The organism is Lolliginicoccus lacisalsi (assembly GCF_014841105.1).
GTDB lineage: Bacteria > Actinomycetota > Actinomycetes > Mycobacteriales > Mycobacteriaceae > Lolliginicoccus > Lolliginicoccus lacisalsi.
Map to the genome: position 1 here is coordinate 1 of NZ_JACYWE010000005.1, position 16,735 is coordinate 16,735.

Consider the following 16,735-nt stretch of genomic DNA (forward strand, 5'->3'; position numbering starts at 1 on the left):
CCGCAGGCGAGCGCGAGCCGCTGCAGCCGCGGCAACGTATCCCGGCAGCCAACGAACCCGAAGTTCAAGGTATCGCCGTAGCTCTCGCAGGTGATGTTCAGCGGCCCGCCGTGCATGAGGAAGGACACCGGATACACCGAGGCGAGCCGGTTGCCCCGGAAGTACAGGGGCTGCTTGGGGCCGGGAACATTGGAGATGACGACATTGAAGCTCGGCGGGACGCCCTTGCTGAGGCCGAACTGGGCGAGGCCGGTCTGGATCAGCAGGGGCGAGCCGACGTAGGTCGTGTACGCGATGATCGCGGCACGGGTCATGTTCTCCATCTGCTGCTTCGCCGCGCTGGTCGAGGCGACCACGGCCTTGAGGCGATCCTCGGCGCTGGCCTCGTCGGTGCCGAGCGAGGCCAGCATTCCGCCGACCATGTTGCCGCCGCCCGGATCATCCTTGGGGCGGATGTTGACGGGCACGAAGGCGATCAGGGGCTTCTCCGGCAGCGCGTCGATGCCCTGCAGGTAGGAGCGCAGTCCTCCGCCGCACACGGCGAGCACCACGTCATTGAGGGTGCAGCCGGCCGCGGAAGCGATCGTGCGGAGCCGGGCGATTTCGTACTGCTGGGTGGCGAAGCGCCGGTCGCGGCCGATCCGGCCGTTGAGGATGCCGCGGGGCGCCTGCAGCACGGTGACGATGTGATCGTCCTTGCGGAACCGTGACCGCGATAGCCTGCCCAGGCCCTTGCCGATATCGCGCACCGACATCATGTGGCCGGCGACGGCGCTGACGAACGAGCCCTGGTCGGCGGCGGAGTTGTCGGCCTCCCTCTTGCTCGAGGACTTGGGCCGCGGCCGCGGGGGCGGGATCTGGAAGAAGAATGGCTCCTCGGGCGCGTCGGGGGACTTGGAGAACGACCGCATGAGCATCTTCACCGCGGTGTAGCCATCCACGAGGGAGTGGTGGACCTTGGTGTAGAGGATCAGGTTGCCCGATTCGTGGCCCTCGATGATGTAGCACTCCCAGGGCGGGCGGCGGAAGTCCAGCGGCCGGCTGTGCAGCCGGGAGACGAGGACGCCCAGCTCGCGCTCGCCGCCGGGGCTGGGCAGCGCGGAGCGGCGCACGTGGTACATCGCATCGAACTCGGTGTCCACCACCCAGCGGTGCGCGGGGTTCTTGAGGAATCTCGGGGTGGCGAGCTTGCGGTTCCACGGTGGTTGCACCGTGGTCATCTCCTGCAGCTCGTCGCGGATCTGCCGGCTCATGTCGCCGGCCGTGCCGTTGGTGATCTCGATCTCGATAAGGCCACCGACATGCATCATCGAATCGGGGGATTCCATATAGAGGAACATCGAGTCGAGGGGAGAGAGCCACTTCGCCATTGCACCAACTTACCCTCTCGGGCGGGAGTTTTCGGCCCGAAGCCGCAGCACTCGCGTGGATTTCTCGCGCAACTGCAGCTGACGTCGCAGGCGCGCACCTTGACGAGCAGGTCATCGTGGATGAATGAGGGCCGCGAGGACGTCGTCTTCCGCAGCCCCATTGCCCACCGCCCCTACGAGGGCCGCGAGATGGTGGCGCTGATCCTGGGCGCCGTCACCCAGGTCTTCGAGGACTTCGAGTACGAGAAGGAGATCTCCGACGGCGATGATCACGCGCTGGTGTTCCGCGCCCGCGTCGGCGACCTCGAGCTGCAGGGATGCGACTTCCTCCACGCCAACGCCGACGGGCTCATCGACGAGTTCACCGTGATGCTGCGCCCGTTGAAGGCCACCACCGCGTTCGCCGAGAAGATGGGCGTCATGTTCGCTGCCGCCATGCAGGAGAAGGGGGCAGGGCAGTGAGCGACGTCGAGCTCGCATAGCGCACGTGGCGCGACTCCTCTGACCGCTGGCGTTCCACATCCTCCTGCCGCTGCTCGACCTCGTGTTCGGGGCCGACGGCTGTTCCTGCCCGTGCAGTACGTCGTCCTGGCGCCGACCCTGTACGGCCGCTTCTTCATCGAGCACAATCGCGGCCATCACGTGCGGGGGCCACGCCGGAGGAGCACGCGAGCTCACGGTTCATCGAAAGATGCTGGGGCTTCTGGCCGCACAGATAGCGGCACAGCACGAACCGCGCGCGAGCCAGGGGGACTGGCTCGCGCGCGGTGCGCGTCGAAGCGGACTAGGCGGCAACCTTCGCCGGGGTCCGGGTACCGAACTGGGCACTGATGACCTTCGCCGGGGCCGACTTGACCTTGCTACCGAAATCGTTCGGCAGGGACAGCCGGATGACCTTCTTCCACGCGGAGGCGACCTGCTTGGGCAGCGGCCCGCTGACGTAGTTGAGGTTGTAGCGGTCGAACACCTCGCGCACCTGCGGAGCGATCTCCTGGTAGCGGTTGCTCGGCAGGTCCGGGAACAGGTGGTGCTCGATCTGGAACGACAGGTTGCCGGTCATGAAGTGCGTGAGCTTGCCGCCGGAGATGTTCGCGGAGCCGAGCATCTGTCGCAGGTACCACTCTCCCTTGGTCTCGCCGTCGATGGAGGCCTTCTCGTAGGTCGCCACGCCCTCGGGGAAGTGCCCGCACATGATCACCGAGTGGGTCCACCAGTTGCGCATCAGGTTGGCGACGACGTTCGCGGCGAAGGTGGTGGGCGCCGAGGGGCCGGAGAGCAGCGGGTGCACCAGGTAGTCCTTGGTGGCCTGCTTGCGGATCTTGGCGAGCACGCCCTTCTTCTTGCGGTCGAACTCCTCCTTGGGGATCCGGCCCTTCATGTCCTTGCCGATCTCGAGGTCATAGGCAGCGATGCCGTACTCGAAGACGCATGCGTTGATGAAGTTCCACAGCGGCTGGGCGAGGTAGAACGGCATCCACTTCTGGCCCTCGTCGACGCGCATGGTGCCGTAGCCGAGGTCGTCGTCCTTGCCGATGACGTTGGTGTAGGTGTGGTGCAGCTCGTTGTGGGAGTGCTTCCACATCTCGGCCGGCGAGGCGTTGTCCCACTCCCAGGTGGTGGAGTGGATCTGGGGGTCGCGCATCCAGTCCCACTGGCCGTGCATGACGTTGTGGCCGATCTCCATGTTCTCGATGATCTTCGCGATGCCGAGGCCCGCGGTGCCGATCAGCCATGCCGGCGGGAACAGCGAGACCAGCAGCACCCCGCGGCTGCCGAGCTCGAGGTAGCGCTGGAACTTGATCACCGAGCGGATGTAGGCGGCGTCGCGCTCGCCGCGGGTATCGAGGACCTGCTGGCGGATCGCATCGAGCTCGCGGCCGATGTTCTCGATGTCGGCGGCGGTGAGGTGGGCGATCGCGTTGTTGGGCTTCTTCTGGATGACAGTCATGTCAGATAGTCCTTATACGTCGAGGGTGCAGGGGCCCGCGGCGGCGGACACGCAGGTCTGGATGAGGACGCCGTCGCCCTCGGAGGCCGAGGTGATCTCACCGTTGCGGAGGTCGCGGACCACACCGTTGCGCAGCGGGATGACGCAGCCGAAGCACACGCCCATCCGGCAGCCCGACGGCATGAGCACGCCCGCGGACTCCCCGGCATCGAGCAGGGACTCGGAGGCCTCCGCCTCGACGGTGGTGCCAGCCCGCTCGTAGGTGACGGTGCCGCCCTCGCCCACGACGATCGGGGTGATGCGGAACCGCTCGGTGTGCAGCTTGTCGGCGATGCCGAGCTCCGTCCAGTGCTGCTCGATGCCATCGAGGAGCCCGGCCGGGCCGCACGCCCATGCCTCGCGCTCAGCAAGGTCGGGAACGAGCGCGTTCAGCTCCTCGATGCCGAGGCGGCCTGCGGTGGTGGTGTGGCGCTCGATCAGCGTGATGCGACCCTGGCGGTGCAGGGAGCGAAGCTCCGGGCCGAAAATCGCGTCGTCGGCGGTGGGCGCGGAATGCACCACGACCACGTCCTCGAGGCGATCGACCGCATTGCGCAGCATGCCCATCACCGGGGTGATGCCGCTGCCCGCGGTGACGAACAGGGCCTTCGCGGGAAGCTCGGCGCCGAGGGTGAAGTCGCCGGCGGCGTGGTCGAGGTGGACGATCGTGCCCTCGGTCGCGCGGTGCACGAGGTGGTTGCTGACCGTGCCGCCCTCGATCGCCTTGACGGTGATGGAGATGCACCCATCAGCACGGTCGATCGAGGAGGTCAGCGAGTAGGTGCGCCACTGCCGGACGCCGTCGACGTCGATGCCGATGCGGGCGTACTGGCCAGGAGCGTGGGGCCGCCAGTCGCGGCCAGGCTTGATGACGACGGTCACTGCGTCGGCGGTCTCGCGGTGGATGGCGGTGATCCGTCCGCGCAGCGCCGAGCCGGACCGCAGCGGCGCGACCAGATCGAGGTAGTCCGAGGGCAGCAACGGCGTGGTTGCCAGCTCGGCCAGCCTGATCAGCCGGTCACGCAGGGTGCCGGGTGCGAGTGTTTTCGGAGCCCGTGTTGTCATGCCTCCCCTCTCGCGCATCTGGGGTATAAACTCTTGTCCATGAGACGTGCACTCGATCTAGCTTTTTATGCGCTGAGTACAAATAGTGCCTCGCAGCAGTGAGGGTCGCGACCCCGGACGCGTTACCGGGCTCGATCTCGACCCCCGCATCGTCGACGCGCTGCAAGCCAGCCTGCCCCGCTACGCCGAGCTGACCGTCAGCGCCGTCACCGTCGAGGTCCCGTCCTACACCCGCGCCTTCCGCGGGCGCATGGGCCGCAACATCGAGAACGCCGTCCGCATGGCCCTCGGCGCGCTCGTCCAGATCGCTGCCCGCCCCGCCGACTCCGACCAGAGCTCGCCCCTGCCCGCGGCCCTCGACGCCGCCTACGAGCTCGGCAGGGGAGAAGCCCGCAACGGACGCTCCATGGACGCCCTCCTCGCCGCCTACCGCGTCGGAGCCCGCGCCTCCTGGCGCGCCATCGCCAACACCGCCGTCGAGGGCGGACTGCCCGCCGCCACCGTCGCCCGCTTCGCCGAGCTCGCGTTCGCCTTCATCGACGAGCTCTCCGCCGCCAGCAGCGCCGGCCACGCCGACGAGCGCGCCACCACCGGCCGCGTCCGCGAGCACTACCTCGACCAGCTCGGCCGCCACCTGCTAGCCGGAAAGCCCGAGGAAGTGCTGCTCGCCAGCGCCGAGCGCGCGAACTGGCAACCCCCAGCCACCCTCACCGCCGTCCTGCTGCCCCTCGCGCAATCCCGCGGCCTCGCCTCCCGCTTCACCCAGTCCGCCCTCCAGCTGACCGACGACCTGCCGGGCATCGAGGCCCCCGGCTCGCACACCGTGCTGCTCGTGCCAGACATGGATGGTCGCAAGCGCGCCGACCTGCTCGCATTGCTCCACGACCGGCCCGCCATCATCGGCCCCGCCCGGCCCTGGGCCAGCGTCGCTGCCTCCTACCAGCGCGCCCTGCGCACCCTGGACCCCCTCCCCGCCACCCGCACCGGCCCCACCGACACCGAGGATCACCTCGTCGAGCTGATCCTCGCCGCCGACCCCGAGGCCACCGCCGACCTGCGCCGACGCGCCCTTGCCCCACTCGACGACCTGCGCGGCACCACCGCCGACCGGCTCGGCGAGACACTGCGCGCCTGGCTGCTGCGCCAGGGCCAGCGCGACACCGTCGCCGCCGACCTGTTCGTCCACCCCCAGACCGTGCGCTACCGCATGAACCAGATCCGCGAGATCTACGGCGACGCCCTCGCCGACCCCCGCGTTGTGCTTGAGCTCATCCTGGCGCTCTCGGCTCCTGGTGTTGGCGGTACTTCCGGCGTGCCGGGGGCGGAGTGACGGTTCACTCGCCCAGAGTGGAAACTTTCCCCGGCTGGAGCGGGAATAGTCTCCACTAGGGAGGGGCGCGGGGCCAGCTCGCCTCGTGGCCCGCGCCGACCGGCGCGCCGCAACCGGCCCCGCGATGAACCGGACCGTGCCGAACGGGCCACGAACTGATTGAATCGAGCCATGACCGATGACACGCAGGTAGTGCAGGCAAGCCGGATCATCAATGCGCCCGCGGCTCGGATCTTCGAGCTCATCGCGGATCCCGCGCAGCAGCCGAGCTGGGATGGCAACGACAATCTCGTCGAGGCGCCCGGCGGCCAGCGGGTGCGGGCGGTCGGGGACATGTTCACGATGACCACGACCAAGGGCAATGTGCGGGAGAACCACGTCGTCGAGTTCACCGAGGGCCGGCTGATCGCCTGGGCCCCGGCGGAGACGGGCAAGCCTCCCTTCGGCCACCTGTGGCGGTGGGAGGTGGAACCGCTGGGCGACAACGAGTCCCGCGTCACCCACACCTATGACTGGTCGCGGCTCACCGATGAGTCACGGTTCCCCCGCGCCCGAGCCACCACGAGCGCTAGCCTCGCAGCTTCACTGGATCGGCTCGCCGGGATAACCGAGACGCGATGACTGATCCCGAGTGGTTCCGCCGTGCTCTCGATGCTCCCGTGGATACGGGCACGGTGCGCGTCGAGGGCGTGGACATCGCCTATCGAGCGTGGGGGCGCGTGGGCGATCGCATGGTGGCGCTGGTGCATGGCGCAGCGGCGAACGCGCACTGGTGGGACCACATCGGGCCAGCGCTCGCGCAGGGCCACAGGGTCGTGGCACTGAGCTTGTCCGGTCATGGTGATAGCGGCCGTCGCTCGAGCTATAGCTACGCGCTGTGGGCACGCGAGGTCGCTGCTCTGCTGGAAGGCTGCGATCAGCCGATCGTCGTCGCCCACAGCATGGGGGGACGGGTGGCGTACCACCTCGCGGCGCAGCGGCCAGGCCTCGGCGGCATCGCGTTCATCGATACCGGCTTCGCGGGGATGCCCAATGCTGCTTCCCGGGCTGTCTTCGCTGACCTCGCCGCGCGGCCGAGCCGGTCCTACCGCACGAGGGAGGAGGCGGTCGCGGCGTTCCGCCCGTTCGGCTCGACCGCGCCGATCGCCGATCACTTGCAGCGCCACATCGGCGGGCATTCGGTGAGGCGCGTGCCGGAAGGGTGGTCGTGGAAGTTCGATCCGGCGGTCTTCCACGCCTTGACATTGCCGCACGCGGTGAGCGGCCCGGTGCTCGCGCCAGCGGCGTTGCTGCGGGCGGGGCACGGATCCGTCGTGATCAAGGAGGTCCTCGAGGCGACGCGGCTGGTGCTGCCGAGCGATTCCGTGTTCGAGACGATCCCCGGCTCGGGCCATCACGTGATGCTCGATGCGCCGCTGGAGCTCGTGGCGTGGTTGCGCGATCTGATCCGGGCCTGGTGACCCCTGCACCTGACCCCCTGCGAACCCGCGCGCCCGCCTGCTTGAATAGCACCCATGACCGCGCAGGACGTGATCACCAGCCTCGAGGCGCATCGGTCGGAGGCCGGGCTCGCCACCATCCGCAAGCGCCTCGCCCCCGCCGAGCCCGCGATCGGCCTGCGGATGGGTGACCTGTTCGCCATCGCGAAGGAGCACGCGGGCCTCCCGCTCGGGGAGGTGCAGCAATTGCTCAATCATCCCGCGTACGAGCCGCGCTTGGCCGGGTTCTGCATCCTCGACTTCAAGGCTCGCCGCAAGCTCGACGGCCCGCAGCGCGAGGAGCTCTACCGCTGCTACCTCGACAATCACCACCGCATCACCACCTGGGACATGGTGGACCGGGCAGCTCCCCGCGTGATCGGCGGCTTTCTCGCCGGAGGACCTCTTGAGCCATTGCGCCAGCTCGCGGTCTCGTCCGAGCCGCTGCGCCGCCGCACCGCGATCACCGCGCCCTTGTTCTTCGTGCGCTCCGGCTCCGACGAGGATCTCGCTGGATCGCTGCGCATTGCCGCGATGCTGGCCCAGGACCCGGAGCCCGTCGTGCACAACGCTGTCGGGCTCTTCCTCAAGCACGCCACGGGCCGGGTGCCCGCCGGCGTGCGCGCCCTGCTCGAGGAGCGTGCCGCATTGATGCCCCGTCCCGGACTGCGCCTTGCCGTCGAGAAGCTCGATCCGACTGAGCGCAAGTACTTTCTCGACGCCCACCGCCGTCTCCGCTAGCATGCGCGGCGCATAGGATCAGGCGGGCAGGTCCCGTTCGAACGAGGAGGTGCCGTGGCTGGCGCACCGAGCCAGCGTCCCCGCGCCGCTCATCTCGGCCCGGATCGGCGGCGCCCGCAGATCCTGGACGCGGCGCTGGGGATCGCGGTCTCCGACGGGGTGAGCGCAGTGACGATCAGGGCTGTGGCGGACCGCCTCGATGTGACCCGGCCCGTGGTGTACTCGTGCTTCGACGACCGGGTGGAGCTGATCGATGCGCTGCTTGATCGGGAGTCGCAGGTGCTGCTCGCCTCGACCCTCGACGCGCTCGCAGCTTCCGGACGGGCGGCGCAGGACCCGGAGGATGCGTTCGTGCGGGGCTACCAGGCGTTGTTGCGCGCGGGCGCCGCGCATGCTGATTCGTGGCGACTGACGTTCTCCCGCGCGCGGGAGCCGGAGGTTGCGGATCGCTTCGCTGCGGCGCGCGCCGAGGTGGCAGCGGCGGCCCGCGCCCAGCTCGCCCCGATGCTTCGGGCGCGGGCCACCCCGGACCTCGAGCGCAAGCTCCCCGTTCTCGTTGAGCTCTTCATCTCGTCCTGCGAGGCGGCGATGCGGTCCCTGCTTGATGAGCCCGCCACATGGTCTCCCGATGAGCTCGGGGAGCTGTATGGGCATGCGATGTGGCGGGCCTTCAGCAAGGTCTGATCCGCTAGGGGTTCATCTCGTAGGCCCCGGCGAGCGCACGCAAATCCGCGACAACACGGTCGAGCCGATCGCTGTCACCCACCGGCTGGCGCAGCAGGTCGAGCGCGCGCTTGCGCTGCGCGGGAGTGGCGGTGGCCTTGCAGTGCAGCGTAGTCGCGTGACGGGACATGTCGGTGACGAGGACCTCGAACAGCTGATCGAGCACGTCGGCACTGGTGCCCTCGATGCCGGCCTGCTCGAGGATCAGCTGCGCGTAGGGCAGCAGGGTGAACATCTCCCCGATGCAGAAGAGGAAATCGACATCCTTCTGCTGCTCATCGGTGGGGGCCGCGGCGGCGAGCAACGATTGCAGCGCGTCGGCCTGCTGGAGGAACACCGCCACGTTGGGGATCGTGGCATGCTCGCGGAGGATCGGCCGCCAGTCGGCGAACCGCACCTTGCCCAGGCCCCTGCTCGGGCCCTGGTTGAACAAGAACACATCGTCGGAGGAATCGCGACGGACGGGCACCTCCGGCAGCGGGGTGGCCTGCCCGGGCAGGGTTGCGGCCGCGATGCTGCTCACCCCGCGCGCGCCCTTGGAGAGGGCAGCCATCGCGGGGCGCGGCGCACGACCGATAGGCAGCTTGCTCAGCGCTGCCTGGCCGGCATCGGTGGGCCGGAACATGTAGTTCTGCAGGAACTTCAGCGACAGCGCCATGTTCACGTGGACGGTGCCCTCGAGCCGGGGCAGGCCCGTCACCCCGAGCAGTGCCATGTTGAAGTACATGTCGTTCTCGAACGCGCGCGCGGCAATGGTGTCCGACAGCAGGGTGACGATCTTCTCGCCCTCGCGGGTGACGTTCATCTTCTCGATCGCGTTGAACAGCAGGTAGCGCCGATCGCCGGGCGAGGCGGAGCGCATGTAGTCGATGGCGCGCTCGCTGTAGAGCTTCATGCCCACGAGGCGAACATAGGCCTCGGCGGTCATGCGCCGGATCTGGGGGAACTCGGTGACGCGCTGGCCGAACAGGATGCGGTTCTCCGCGTGGCCGATGGCCTCGTGCATGGCGTGCTCGCAGGCGCCCACCGCGCCGAACCCAAGGTTGAACTTGCCGATGTTGACGGTGTTGATCGCGGCGTGGAACGCGGACTTGCCCTCGTGGAGGACGTCCTCCTGCTGGACTGGATAGTCCTCGAGGTCGAGCGCTGCGACGTACATCTGCGCGTCGACGACGTTCTTGCGCAACTTGTAGGCCTTGTGCTGGCTGTCGGCGGCGAAGAACATGTAGCCCTCGAAATCCTCCTCGGGCCGGTATCGCTCGATGTCGGAGCTATCGATGATGGGCTTGTCGGACCGGCGGCCGAACACCGACACCATGCCCGCGAGGTTGCCGTTGCCGATGTAGTACTTGCTGCCGGTGGCGCGGTAGCCACCCTGGCCGTCGGGATCGAGCACCATGTCAGTGGAGTAGACGTCCGCGCCGTGCTCCTGCTCGGAAAGGCCGAAGGCAAAGATCTCGCCGGACTCGAGCAGTTGTGCTGCCTTGCGCCGCGCGGCGGTGTTGCTCGATTGCCAGATCGGTCCGAGGCCGAGAATAGTGACCTGCCACACGTACCAGTACTGCATGCCGTAGAAGCCGAGGATCTGGCTGTACATGGCGTTGCGCGCGGTGTCCCACCGCTTGTCCGGATCACCGTCGGCCTCGGTGGCGGGGGTGAGCAGGATCGCGAAGATCCGCTCGCGCTTGACGAGGTCGAGGAAGTCCGAGTACCAGACCCGATCACGGTCCTGCTGCTTGAGCCAGGCCTTGCCGCGGGACTCGAAGAAGTCGATCGTGACGTCGAACAGGCGGCGGGTAGTGGCGTCGAACGTGCTGAAGTCTGGCTCGCGCGGGTTCAGGGGCGCGGTGGAGTGGGTCATGGTTTCCTTTCGTGGCAGTTCAGGCGAGGTGGCCGAGGTAGGCCTGGGATTCGATGAGGCACTCATCGCTGGGTGGCTTGCCTTCTCCGAAGACGCGCTGCCATTGCTTGGCTCGCAGTTCGCGGTGCGCGTCAGCGGGACGGGCGTATCCGCATCGTTCGCGGGCCCGCGCCGGGGTCAGGACCGCGGGGGACAGCGGGGCGGACGGCGAGGTCGACGAGGTCGGGCTGGTCGAATCCGCTGAGCGCGCCCATCCAGCGCTGCAGGCCCAGGATGGGCGTGGCGGCGTGCCCCCAGGCCTTCCACGTGACCGATCGGGGGCCGAGGAAGCCGTAGTCGGCCACCGGCTGCACCACAGGCTGGGCTTCCCGCCGCTTACTGATCCGGGGGAACCTTGTTGACACGATGAACTGCTCCTTTGCAGGGGATGGTCGACGTGCGGCAGGCGCTGCGCCGCCAGCCCGGGTGGCACAGCGCCATATTTCTACACATGCGTAGGAATAATCTACATCGGCGAATATTCTGCTGTCCATTGACGACCATGGGCCCGCAGCGACACGTCCTGGCGGCCGGATCCGCCGCTGCACCGGGCCGCTCCGCGCCTCCTCGCGGCGGCGGTCCGCCCCACGCGACTACTGTGATGCAGAACGCACCGAGAAACCCGATCGGAGACAAGCCAGCCATGAAGACCCTGTCCATCGCGATCATCGGCGCCGGTCTCGGCGGTATCGCCGCCGCCATCGAGCTGAAGAAGGCCGGCCACGAGGACATCACCATCCTGGAGAAGGCCAGCGACGTCGGGGGAGTGTGGCGGGACAACACCTATCCCGGGGCCGCATGCGACGTGCCGTCGCCGTTCTACTCGTACTCCTTCGAGCCCAACCCGCGCTGGCCCCGGCGGTTCTCGCAGCAACCAGCGATCCTTGACTACATCAGCGACGTCGCCGACACCTATGACGTGCGCCGCCACATCCGCTTCGGCGTGGAAGTCACCGCCGCGACGTTCGACGAGGCACGCGGACACTGGACGCTCGACCTCAGCACCGGCGACACCCTCGTCGCTGACGTGCTCGTTCCCGCCGTCGGGCAGCTCTCCCGGCCCACGACGCCGCCCATCCCCGGGCGCGACACCTTCGCCGGGGAATCCTTCCACTCCGCGCGATGGGACCACGACGTCGAGCTCGACGGCAAGCGCATCGCCGTCATCGGCACCGGCGCCAGCGCCATCCAGTTCGTGCCCGAGATCCAGCCCCAGGCTGCGCACCTAGAGGTCTACCAGCGTTCCGCGCCCTACCTGCTGCCGCGCCCCGACCGCGAGTTCACCGAGCTGCATCACAAGATCTTCAAGCTGCTGCCCGCCACCCAGCTCGCCGAGCGCGGCACCTGGTATGGCCTCGTCGAGGCGCTCAGCGTCGCGTGGGTGTACTCCAAGCCGCTCGCCGCCCTGATCGGCCGACTGTCCCGCGCGCACATGAAGCGCCAGGCCAAGGCCAAGCCCGGCCTGTTCGAGAAGGTCTGGCCCGACTATCCCATCGGCTGCAAGCGCGTCCTGTTCTCCAGCGACTACATCCCCGCTCTCGCCCAGCCCAACACCGAACTGATCACCACCGGGATCCGCGAGATCACCCCCAACGGCATCATCACCACCGATCGCGTCGAGCATCCGACCGATGTCATCATCTGGGGCACCGGCTTCAAGGCCACCGAGTTCCTCGCCCCGATGAAGATCACCGGGCTCGGCGGCCGCGACCTGCACGAGCAGTGGGCCGACGGCGCGAGCGCCTACTACGGCATGACTGTCACCGGTTTTCCCAACATGCTCATCATGTATGGGCCCAACACCAATACCGGCGGCGGATCCATCATCTACTTCCTTGAGGTCCAGGCCGCCTACCTGCGTGAATTCGTTGACGCCGTCGCCGAGCGAGGAGCACCGCTGACCGTCAAGGCCATCGTCGAGCGCGCCTACGACCAGCGCATCCAGGACAAGCTCGCCAACAGCGTGTGGAGCCAATGCACGTCCTGGTACCGCACAGCGTCAGGCCGCGTCACCACCAACTGGCCGCTGCTGGGCATCGAGTACAAGCGCGAGGCGAAGTTCGACCCCGCGGATTACCAGCCCGTTCCGGCCAAGAAGCCCGTGTGAGGGAAAACCTGGTCGGCCGTGTCGATCCAGGACAGGCCCGCTCGACCTAGGGATGAAGCCCGGCGCACCAGCCCGGGCCCTCCAGCAAAGGAACACCCCCATGAAGTACATGCTGATCATGCGCACCACCGACGAGGCAGCCCAGTCGATGGCTGACTTCGACTTCACCGAGATGCTCGAGACCGTCGGGAAGTTCAACGACGAGCTGATCCGTGCCGGGGTCCTCGTCGCGGCGGAAGGCCTCGACGACGCCGGGGACAGCGTCATCGTGGACTACTCCAGCGAGCCCCCGGTCATCACCGACGGTCCCTACGGCGAGACCAAGGAGCTGTTCAACGGCTTCTACATCCTCAACGTCTCGTCCAAGCAGGAAGCGGTCGAGTGGGCCACGCGGATGCCCTCGTTTGGTGCTGGCTTCAAGACCGAGATCCGGCGCGTGCCCACCATCGACGAGTTCCCCCAGGACAACGAATGGATCCGGCGGGAGCTCGCCTGGCGCGAGGCCACCGGCCAGCTCTGAGGCGCTAGAGGTTCTCCCACCATTGGGCGAACTCGGCGAAATCGATCGCGCCATTGCTGTCGCTGTCGATCTCGCCGAACCCGATGGAGACCTGCTCCTCCGGCATCCCTGGATCCAGGATCGCGACGAGCTGCGCGAACTCGCCCCTGTCGATATGGCCGTTGTCGTCCTTGTCGAACTGGTCGAAGGCCTCGCGCAGCTCGCTCGTCGTTCCATCCTCGTTGCTCGCCATGCGAGCGACACTAGCAGCGCGCGACCCCGCTGCTGGCGCAATGCCGCGGTCAGTCCTCGCTGGGCTGCGCGCGGTGCGAGTAGGCCCAGGCGAGGAAGATCAGGAACGGCGCGATGAACGCGACGAGCGTGCCGATGAGCACCATGTCTGGGTGCTGCGCGAGCCAGATCGACCCTGCCGCGAACGCGAGCACCAGCACCACGGCGATGGCCTTCGCCCACAGCGGCCACCGTGGATCCTTGCCCCACCGGTCGGCGTGCGCGCGCGGGGAGCCAAACAGGTCCTGCGCGGGCTTTCCCGTGGCCGCGGCCTTGCCCTCCACCTCTGAGACGATCTCGTGGATCGTGGCGTGCGGTACCTTGCGCACCTGCAAAGCGATGACAAGCTCGTCGAGGTACTCATCGAGACCGGGCGCGGGCATGGGGCACGTCCTAGGCTTGGAACGGGAGCGGGAGACACGAGGATACTACCGGCGACCGGCGTGCCGTGGCACCTATTGCCTGCCCCCATCGGGAGACAATGGCCGAGAGGCTGCACGAGCGGCGGCCCACGGCGAGGAGGCACGCGGAATGGGCGAAGCGGTCGGGGACGCGGCGGTCGTGGGCAGGGCGAGCCGCGACGCGGTGGCGGCGGTGTGGCGGATCGAATCGGCACGGATCGTTGGCGCGCTCGCCCGCTACACCGGTGACTTCGCGCTCGCCGAGGACCTCGCGCAGGAAGCCCTCGCCGAGGCCCTGGTCACCTGGCCGCGCGACGGGGTACCGCGCAACCCCGCCGCGTGGCTGCTCACCGTGGGTCGCAGGCGCGCGATCGACGGCTTCCGCCGCCGCGCCGCCCGCGACGATCGCTACGCCCTCCTCGCCCACGAGATCTGGGAGGACGCGCGCAGCGGGCAGTCGGGGGAGATCCTGTGGGACCCCGACCAGATCGACGATGACATCCTCGCGCTGATGTTCATCTCCTGCCACCCGGCGCTCTCCCGCGAGGCCCGGATCGCGCTGACCCTGCGCGTAGTAGCGGGCCTGGCCAGCGACGAGATCGCCCGCGCCTGCCTCGTGCCCACCGCGACCGTGCAGGCCCGCATCACCCGCGCCAAGAAGGCCCTCGCCGAGGCCTCCGCGACCTTCGAAGTGCCCCCGGCCGGGGAGCGGGCGCAGCGCCTCGGCTCCGTGCTCAACGTCATCTACGTGATCTTCACCGAAGGCTCATCCGCGACCTCGGGCGCCTCGCTGATCCGCCTCGACATGGCAAGCGAGGCGCTGCGCCTCGCGCGCATGCTGGCCCGGCTGATGCCCGGCTCCGCGGAAGCACACGGATTGCTCGCCCTGCTCGAGCTCACCGCGGCACGCTTTCCCGCTCGCACCAGGCCCGACGGCCGTCCCGTGCTGCTCGACCAGCAGGACCGCAGGAGATGGGACCAGGGGGCGATCCGGCGGGGCAGGTCCGCCCTCGCGCACGCCCAGACGCTCGGCCGTGGCCTCGGCCCCTACGGGGTGCAGGCCGCCATCGCGCAATGCCATGCGGTCGCGAGCTCCATCGACGAGACCGACTGGCAGCGGATCGTGGAGCTCTACGAGACCCTCGCGCGGCTCGCCCCGTCACCGATCGTCGAGCTCAACCGCGCGGTCGCGGTGTCCATGGCCCGCGGGCCGGCAGCAGCATTGCCGATGGTCGAGGCGCTCGCCACCGATGCGGGGCTCGCGCGCTCGCACTTGCTGCCGAGCGTGCGCGGCGAGCTGCTCGCGCGCCTCGGCCGCGACGGGGAGGCCCGGGCGGAGCTGTCCCGGGCCATCGAGCTGTGCGGCAACGAGCAGGAGCGGGGCGGCCTCGAGGACAAGCTCGCCGCGCTGGGATAGTCGGCCTCGGGGGTTGTCGTCCTCGGGGGTTGTCGGCGAGTGTGCGAGAAACGACAGCTTTCCTGGCTGGGGCTGTCGCTTTTCGCACACTCGCGGGCTCCGTAGCACCCGGTCGGGCTCCGGAGCACCCGGGCGGGCCCGCCGACGCGACGATCCGAGCATAGCGAGCGCCCTTATTATCACTTAGCGTGCAAGTGAAGCTAGTGTTGAGCCATGGCATCAGAAGCCAGCTGGCCCAGCCTCGGATCGGAGACCCGCCCCTGGGTGCCCCGCATCCCGCCCGACCTTGTCGCTGCCGCGATCCGCCACCGCCACGCGGGCCCCTACCAAGCGGCTGTTGCCCCCTCCATCGCCCACCAGCAGCTCGTGCTCCCGGGCGACGTGCTCGCCCTCGCCGAGCAGGCCGCCACCGAGCTCGCCCGGTTTGACGCCGAGCTGGGAACCGACATCGCGCCCTTCGCCGCTGTGCTGCTGCGCTCGGAGTCCGCGTCCTCATCGATGATCGAGAACCTCACCTCCGGCGCCAAGGCGATCGTCCTCGCCGAGCTCGGCGAGACCGGAAAGCGCAACGCCACCTCGATCGTCGCCAACACACGCGCCATGCGCGCCGCCCTCGACCTCGCCGACCGGCTCTCCCCGGACGCGATCCTCGACATGCACAAGGCACTGATGGAGGGCGTCGACCCCAGGGCAGGCCAATGGCGGGAGGAACAAGTGTGGATCGGTGGCACCACCTACGGCCCGCACGACGCCGCCTTCATCCCGCCCCACCACGAGCACGTGCCCGCGCTGCTCGACGACCTCACGGCGTTCCTGCGACGGACTGACATGCCAGTCCTCATCCTCGCCGCGATCGCCCACGCGCAGTTCGAGACCATCCACCCCTTCACCGACGGCAACGGTCGCACGGGGCGCGCGCTCGTCCACTCCTTGCTGCGCGGCCGCGGCCTCGCCCGTAACGTCACCATTCCGATCTCCGCGGGCCTGCTCACCGACACCAGCCGCTACTTCGCCGCCCTCACCGCGTACCGCGACGGCGAGCCCGAGCGCATCGTCGCCACCTTCGCCGAAGCCGCGTTCGCCGCCACCTCCAATGGTCGCGCCCTGGTAGCGGACCTGCGGGGCATCCGCGCGAACTGGGACACCGCGATCGCCGCGCGCCGGGGCGCCTCGTCGTGGCGGCTCGCCGACCTCCTGCTCCGTCAGCCCATCGTCGACGCGGCAACGGTCGCGACCGAACTCGGCATCGCCCCGCAGAACGCGCTGCGCGCCATCGGCCCGCTCGTCGAAGCCGGCATCCTCACCGAGTTCACCGGTCAGCAGCGCAACCGCATGTGGCAGGCCCGCGCTGTGCTCGACGCTATCGACGCGTTCGCCGACCGGGCCCGTCGGCGCGCACCGTAATCGCCGCGACAACGCATAATGG

Annotated in this window: 17 protein-coding genes and 1 pseudogene; 11 read left to right on the plus strand and 7 right to left on the minus strand. The window is 68.7% G+C overall.

All coding sequences use genetic code 11. The features are described from left to right. Nucleotides 1-1,370 (minus strand): WS/DGAT/MGAT family O-acyltransferase (locus tag HT102_RS09260; RefSeq protein WP_192039150.1); only part of this gene is annotated, 1,370 nt, incomplete at its 3' end. A 120-nt stretch (nt 1,371-1,490) separates the two neighbouring features. On the opposite strand from HT102_RS09260, the gene HT102_RS09265 reads away from it, so the two are divergent. Both HT102_RS09265 and HT102_RS16435 read left to right on the plus strand, forming a co-directional pair. Next, nucleotides 1,491-1,832 carry a nuclear transport factor 2-like protein gene (locus HT102_RS09265; protein WP_225443472.1) on the plus strand — a complete coding sequence of 114 codons (342 nt, stop codon included), beginning with the start codon at nt 1,491-1,493 and terminating at the stop codon, nt 1,830-1,832. A gap of 120 nt (nt 1,833-1,952) precedes the next feature. After that, a pseudogene (locus tag HT102_RS16435) lies at nt 1,953-2,080 on the plus strand (alkane 1-monooxygenase); the annotation flags it as partial. Between the two features lie 74 nt (nt 2,081-2,154). Here the strand turns inward: HT102_RS16435 and HT102_RS09270 are convergent. Continuing rightward, a complete protein-coding gene (locus HT102_RS09270; RefSeq protein ID WP_192039151.1) occupies nt 2,155-3,318 on the minus strand; it encodes a fatty acid desaturase family protein in 1,164 nt (387 codons plus the stop codon). Between the two features lie 12 nt (nt 3,319-3,330). Beyond that, complete coding sequence (locus HT102_RS09275) at nt 3,331-4,422, minus strand: ferredoxin reductase (protein ID WP_192039152.1); 1,092 nt, start codon at nt 4,420-4,422, stop codon at nt 3,331-3,333. Nucleotides 4,423-4,507: 85 nt separating this feature from the next. Here HT102_RS09275 and HT102_RS09280 point away from each other — a divergent pair, with 85 nt between their 5' ends. The 5 genes from HT102_RS09280 (at nt 4,508) to HT102_RS09300 (ending at nt 8,655) form a co-directional block, all read left to right on the plus strand. After that, nucleotides 4,508-5,752, plus strand: a complete 1,245-nt coding sequence (locus tag HT102_RS09280) for a PucR family transcriptional regulator (protein WP_192039153.1) — start codon at nt 4,508-4,510, stop codon at nt 5,750-5,752. Nucleotides 5,753-5,923: 171 nt separating this feature from the next. Beyond that, nucleotides 5,924-6,373 (plus strand): SRPBCC family protein, encoded by a 450-nt coding sequence (locus HT102_RS09285; RefSeq protein ID WP_192039154.1) that lies wholly within the window; start codon nt 5,924-5,926, stop codon nt 6,371-6,373. Further along, entirely contained in the window at nt 6,370-7,212 is an 843-nt protein-coding gene (locus HT102_RS09290) for an alpha/beta fold hydrolase (protein WP_192039155.1), read from the plus strand. Before HT102_RS09285 ends, HT102_RS09290 begins: the two co-directional genes overlap by 4 nt. A 54-nt stretch (nt 7,213-7,266) precedes the next feature. Next, complete coding sequence (locus tag HT102_RS09295; protein WP_192039156.1) at nt 7,267-7,971, plus strand: DNA alkylation repair protein; 705 nt, start codon at nt 7,267-7,269, stop codon at nt 7,969-7,971. Nucleotides 7,972-8,025: 54 nt separating this feature from the next. After that, on the plus strand, nt 8,026-8,655 hold the full coding sequence (locus tag HT102_RS09300) for a TetR/AcrR family transcriptional regulator (protein ID WP_333473365.1): 630 nt from the start codon (nt 8,026-8,028) through the stop codon (nt 8,653-8,655). Between the two features lie 4 nt (nt 8,656-8,659). Here HT102_RS09300 and HT102_RS09305 read toward each other — a convergent pair whose 3' ends face one another. After that, nucleotides 8,660-10,555 carry an acyl-CoA dehydrogenase gene (locus tag HT102_RS09305; RefSeq protein WP_192039157.1) on the minus strand — a complete coding sequence of 632 codons (1,896 nt, stop codon included), beginning with the start codon at nt 10,553-10,555 and terminating at the stop codon, nt 8,660-8,662. Between the two features lie 131 nt (nt 10,556-10,686). Then, on the minus strand, nt 10,687-10,959 hold the full coding sequence (locus HT102_RS09310) for a hypothetical protein (RefSeq protein WP_192039158.1): 273 nt from the start codon (nt 10,957-10,959) through the stop codon (nt 10,687-10,689). A gap of 278 nt (nt 10,960-11,237) precedes the next feature. Between HT102_RS09310 and HT102_RS09315 the strand changes: the two genes are divergently transcribed. Then, nucleotides 11,238-12,701: a flavin-containing monooxygenase gene (locus tag HT102_RS09315; RefSeq protein ID WP_192039159.1), complete on the plus strand. Its 1,464-nt coding sequence runs from the start codon at nt 11,238-11,240 to the stop codon at nt 12,699-12,701. 100 nt (nt 12,702-12,801) lie between these two features. Next, nucleotides 12,802-13,221: a YciI family protein gene (locus HT102_RS09320; RefSeq protein ID WP_192039160.1), complete on the plus strand. Its 420-nt coding sequence runs from the start codon at nt 12,802-12,804 to the stop codon at nt 13,219-13,221. A gap of 4 nt (nt 13,222-13,225) precedes the next feature. Here the strand turns inward: HT102_RS09320 and HT102_RS09325 are convergent, their stop codons facing one another. Beyond that, a complete protein-coding gene (locus HT102_RS09325) occupies nt 13,226-13,453 on the minus strand; it encodes an EF-hand domain-containing protein (protein ID WP_192039161.1) in 228 nt (75 codons plus the stop codon). A gap of 49 nt (nt 13,454-13,502) precedes the next feature. Continuing rightward, the gene (locus HT102_RS09330; protein WP_192039162.1) at nt 13,503-13,874 is read right to left on the minus strand and encodes a DUF1129 domain-containing protein; all 372 of its coding nucleotides are present in this window, start codon (nt 13,872-13,874) and stop codon (nt 13,503-13,505) included. A gap of 148 nt (nt 13,875-14,022) precedes the next feature. Between HT102_RS09330 and HT102_RS09335 the strand changes: the two genes are divergently transcribed. Further along, nucleotides 14,023-15,309, plus strand: coding sequence for an RNA polymerase sigma factor (locus HT102_RS09335; RefSeq protein WP_192039163.1), 1,287 nt, complete (start codon nt 14,023-14,025; stop codon nt 15,307-15,309). 213 nt (nt 15,310-15,522) lie between these two features. Then, the gene (locus tag HT102_RS09340) at nt 15,523-16,713 is read left to right on the plus strand and encodes a Fic family protein (protein ID WP_192039164.1); all 1,191 of its coding nucleotides are present in this window, start codon (nt 15,523-15,525) and stop codon (nt 16,711-16,713) included. The last annotated feature ends 22 nt before the right edge of the window (nt 16,714-16,735 follow it).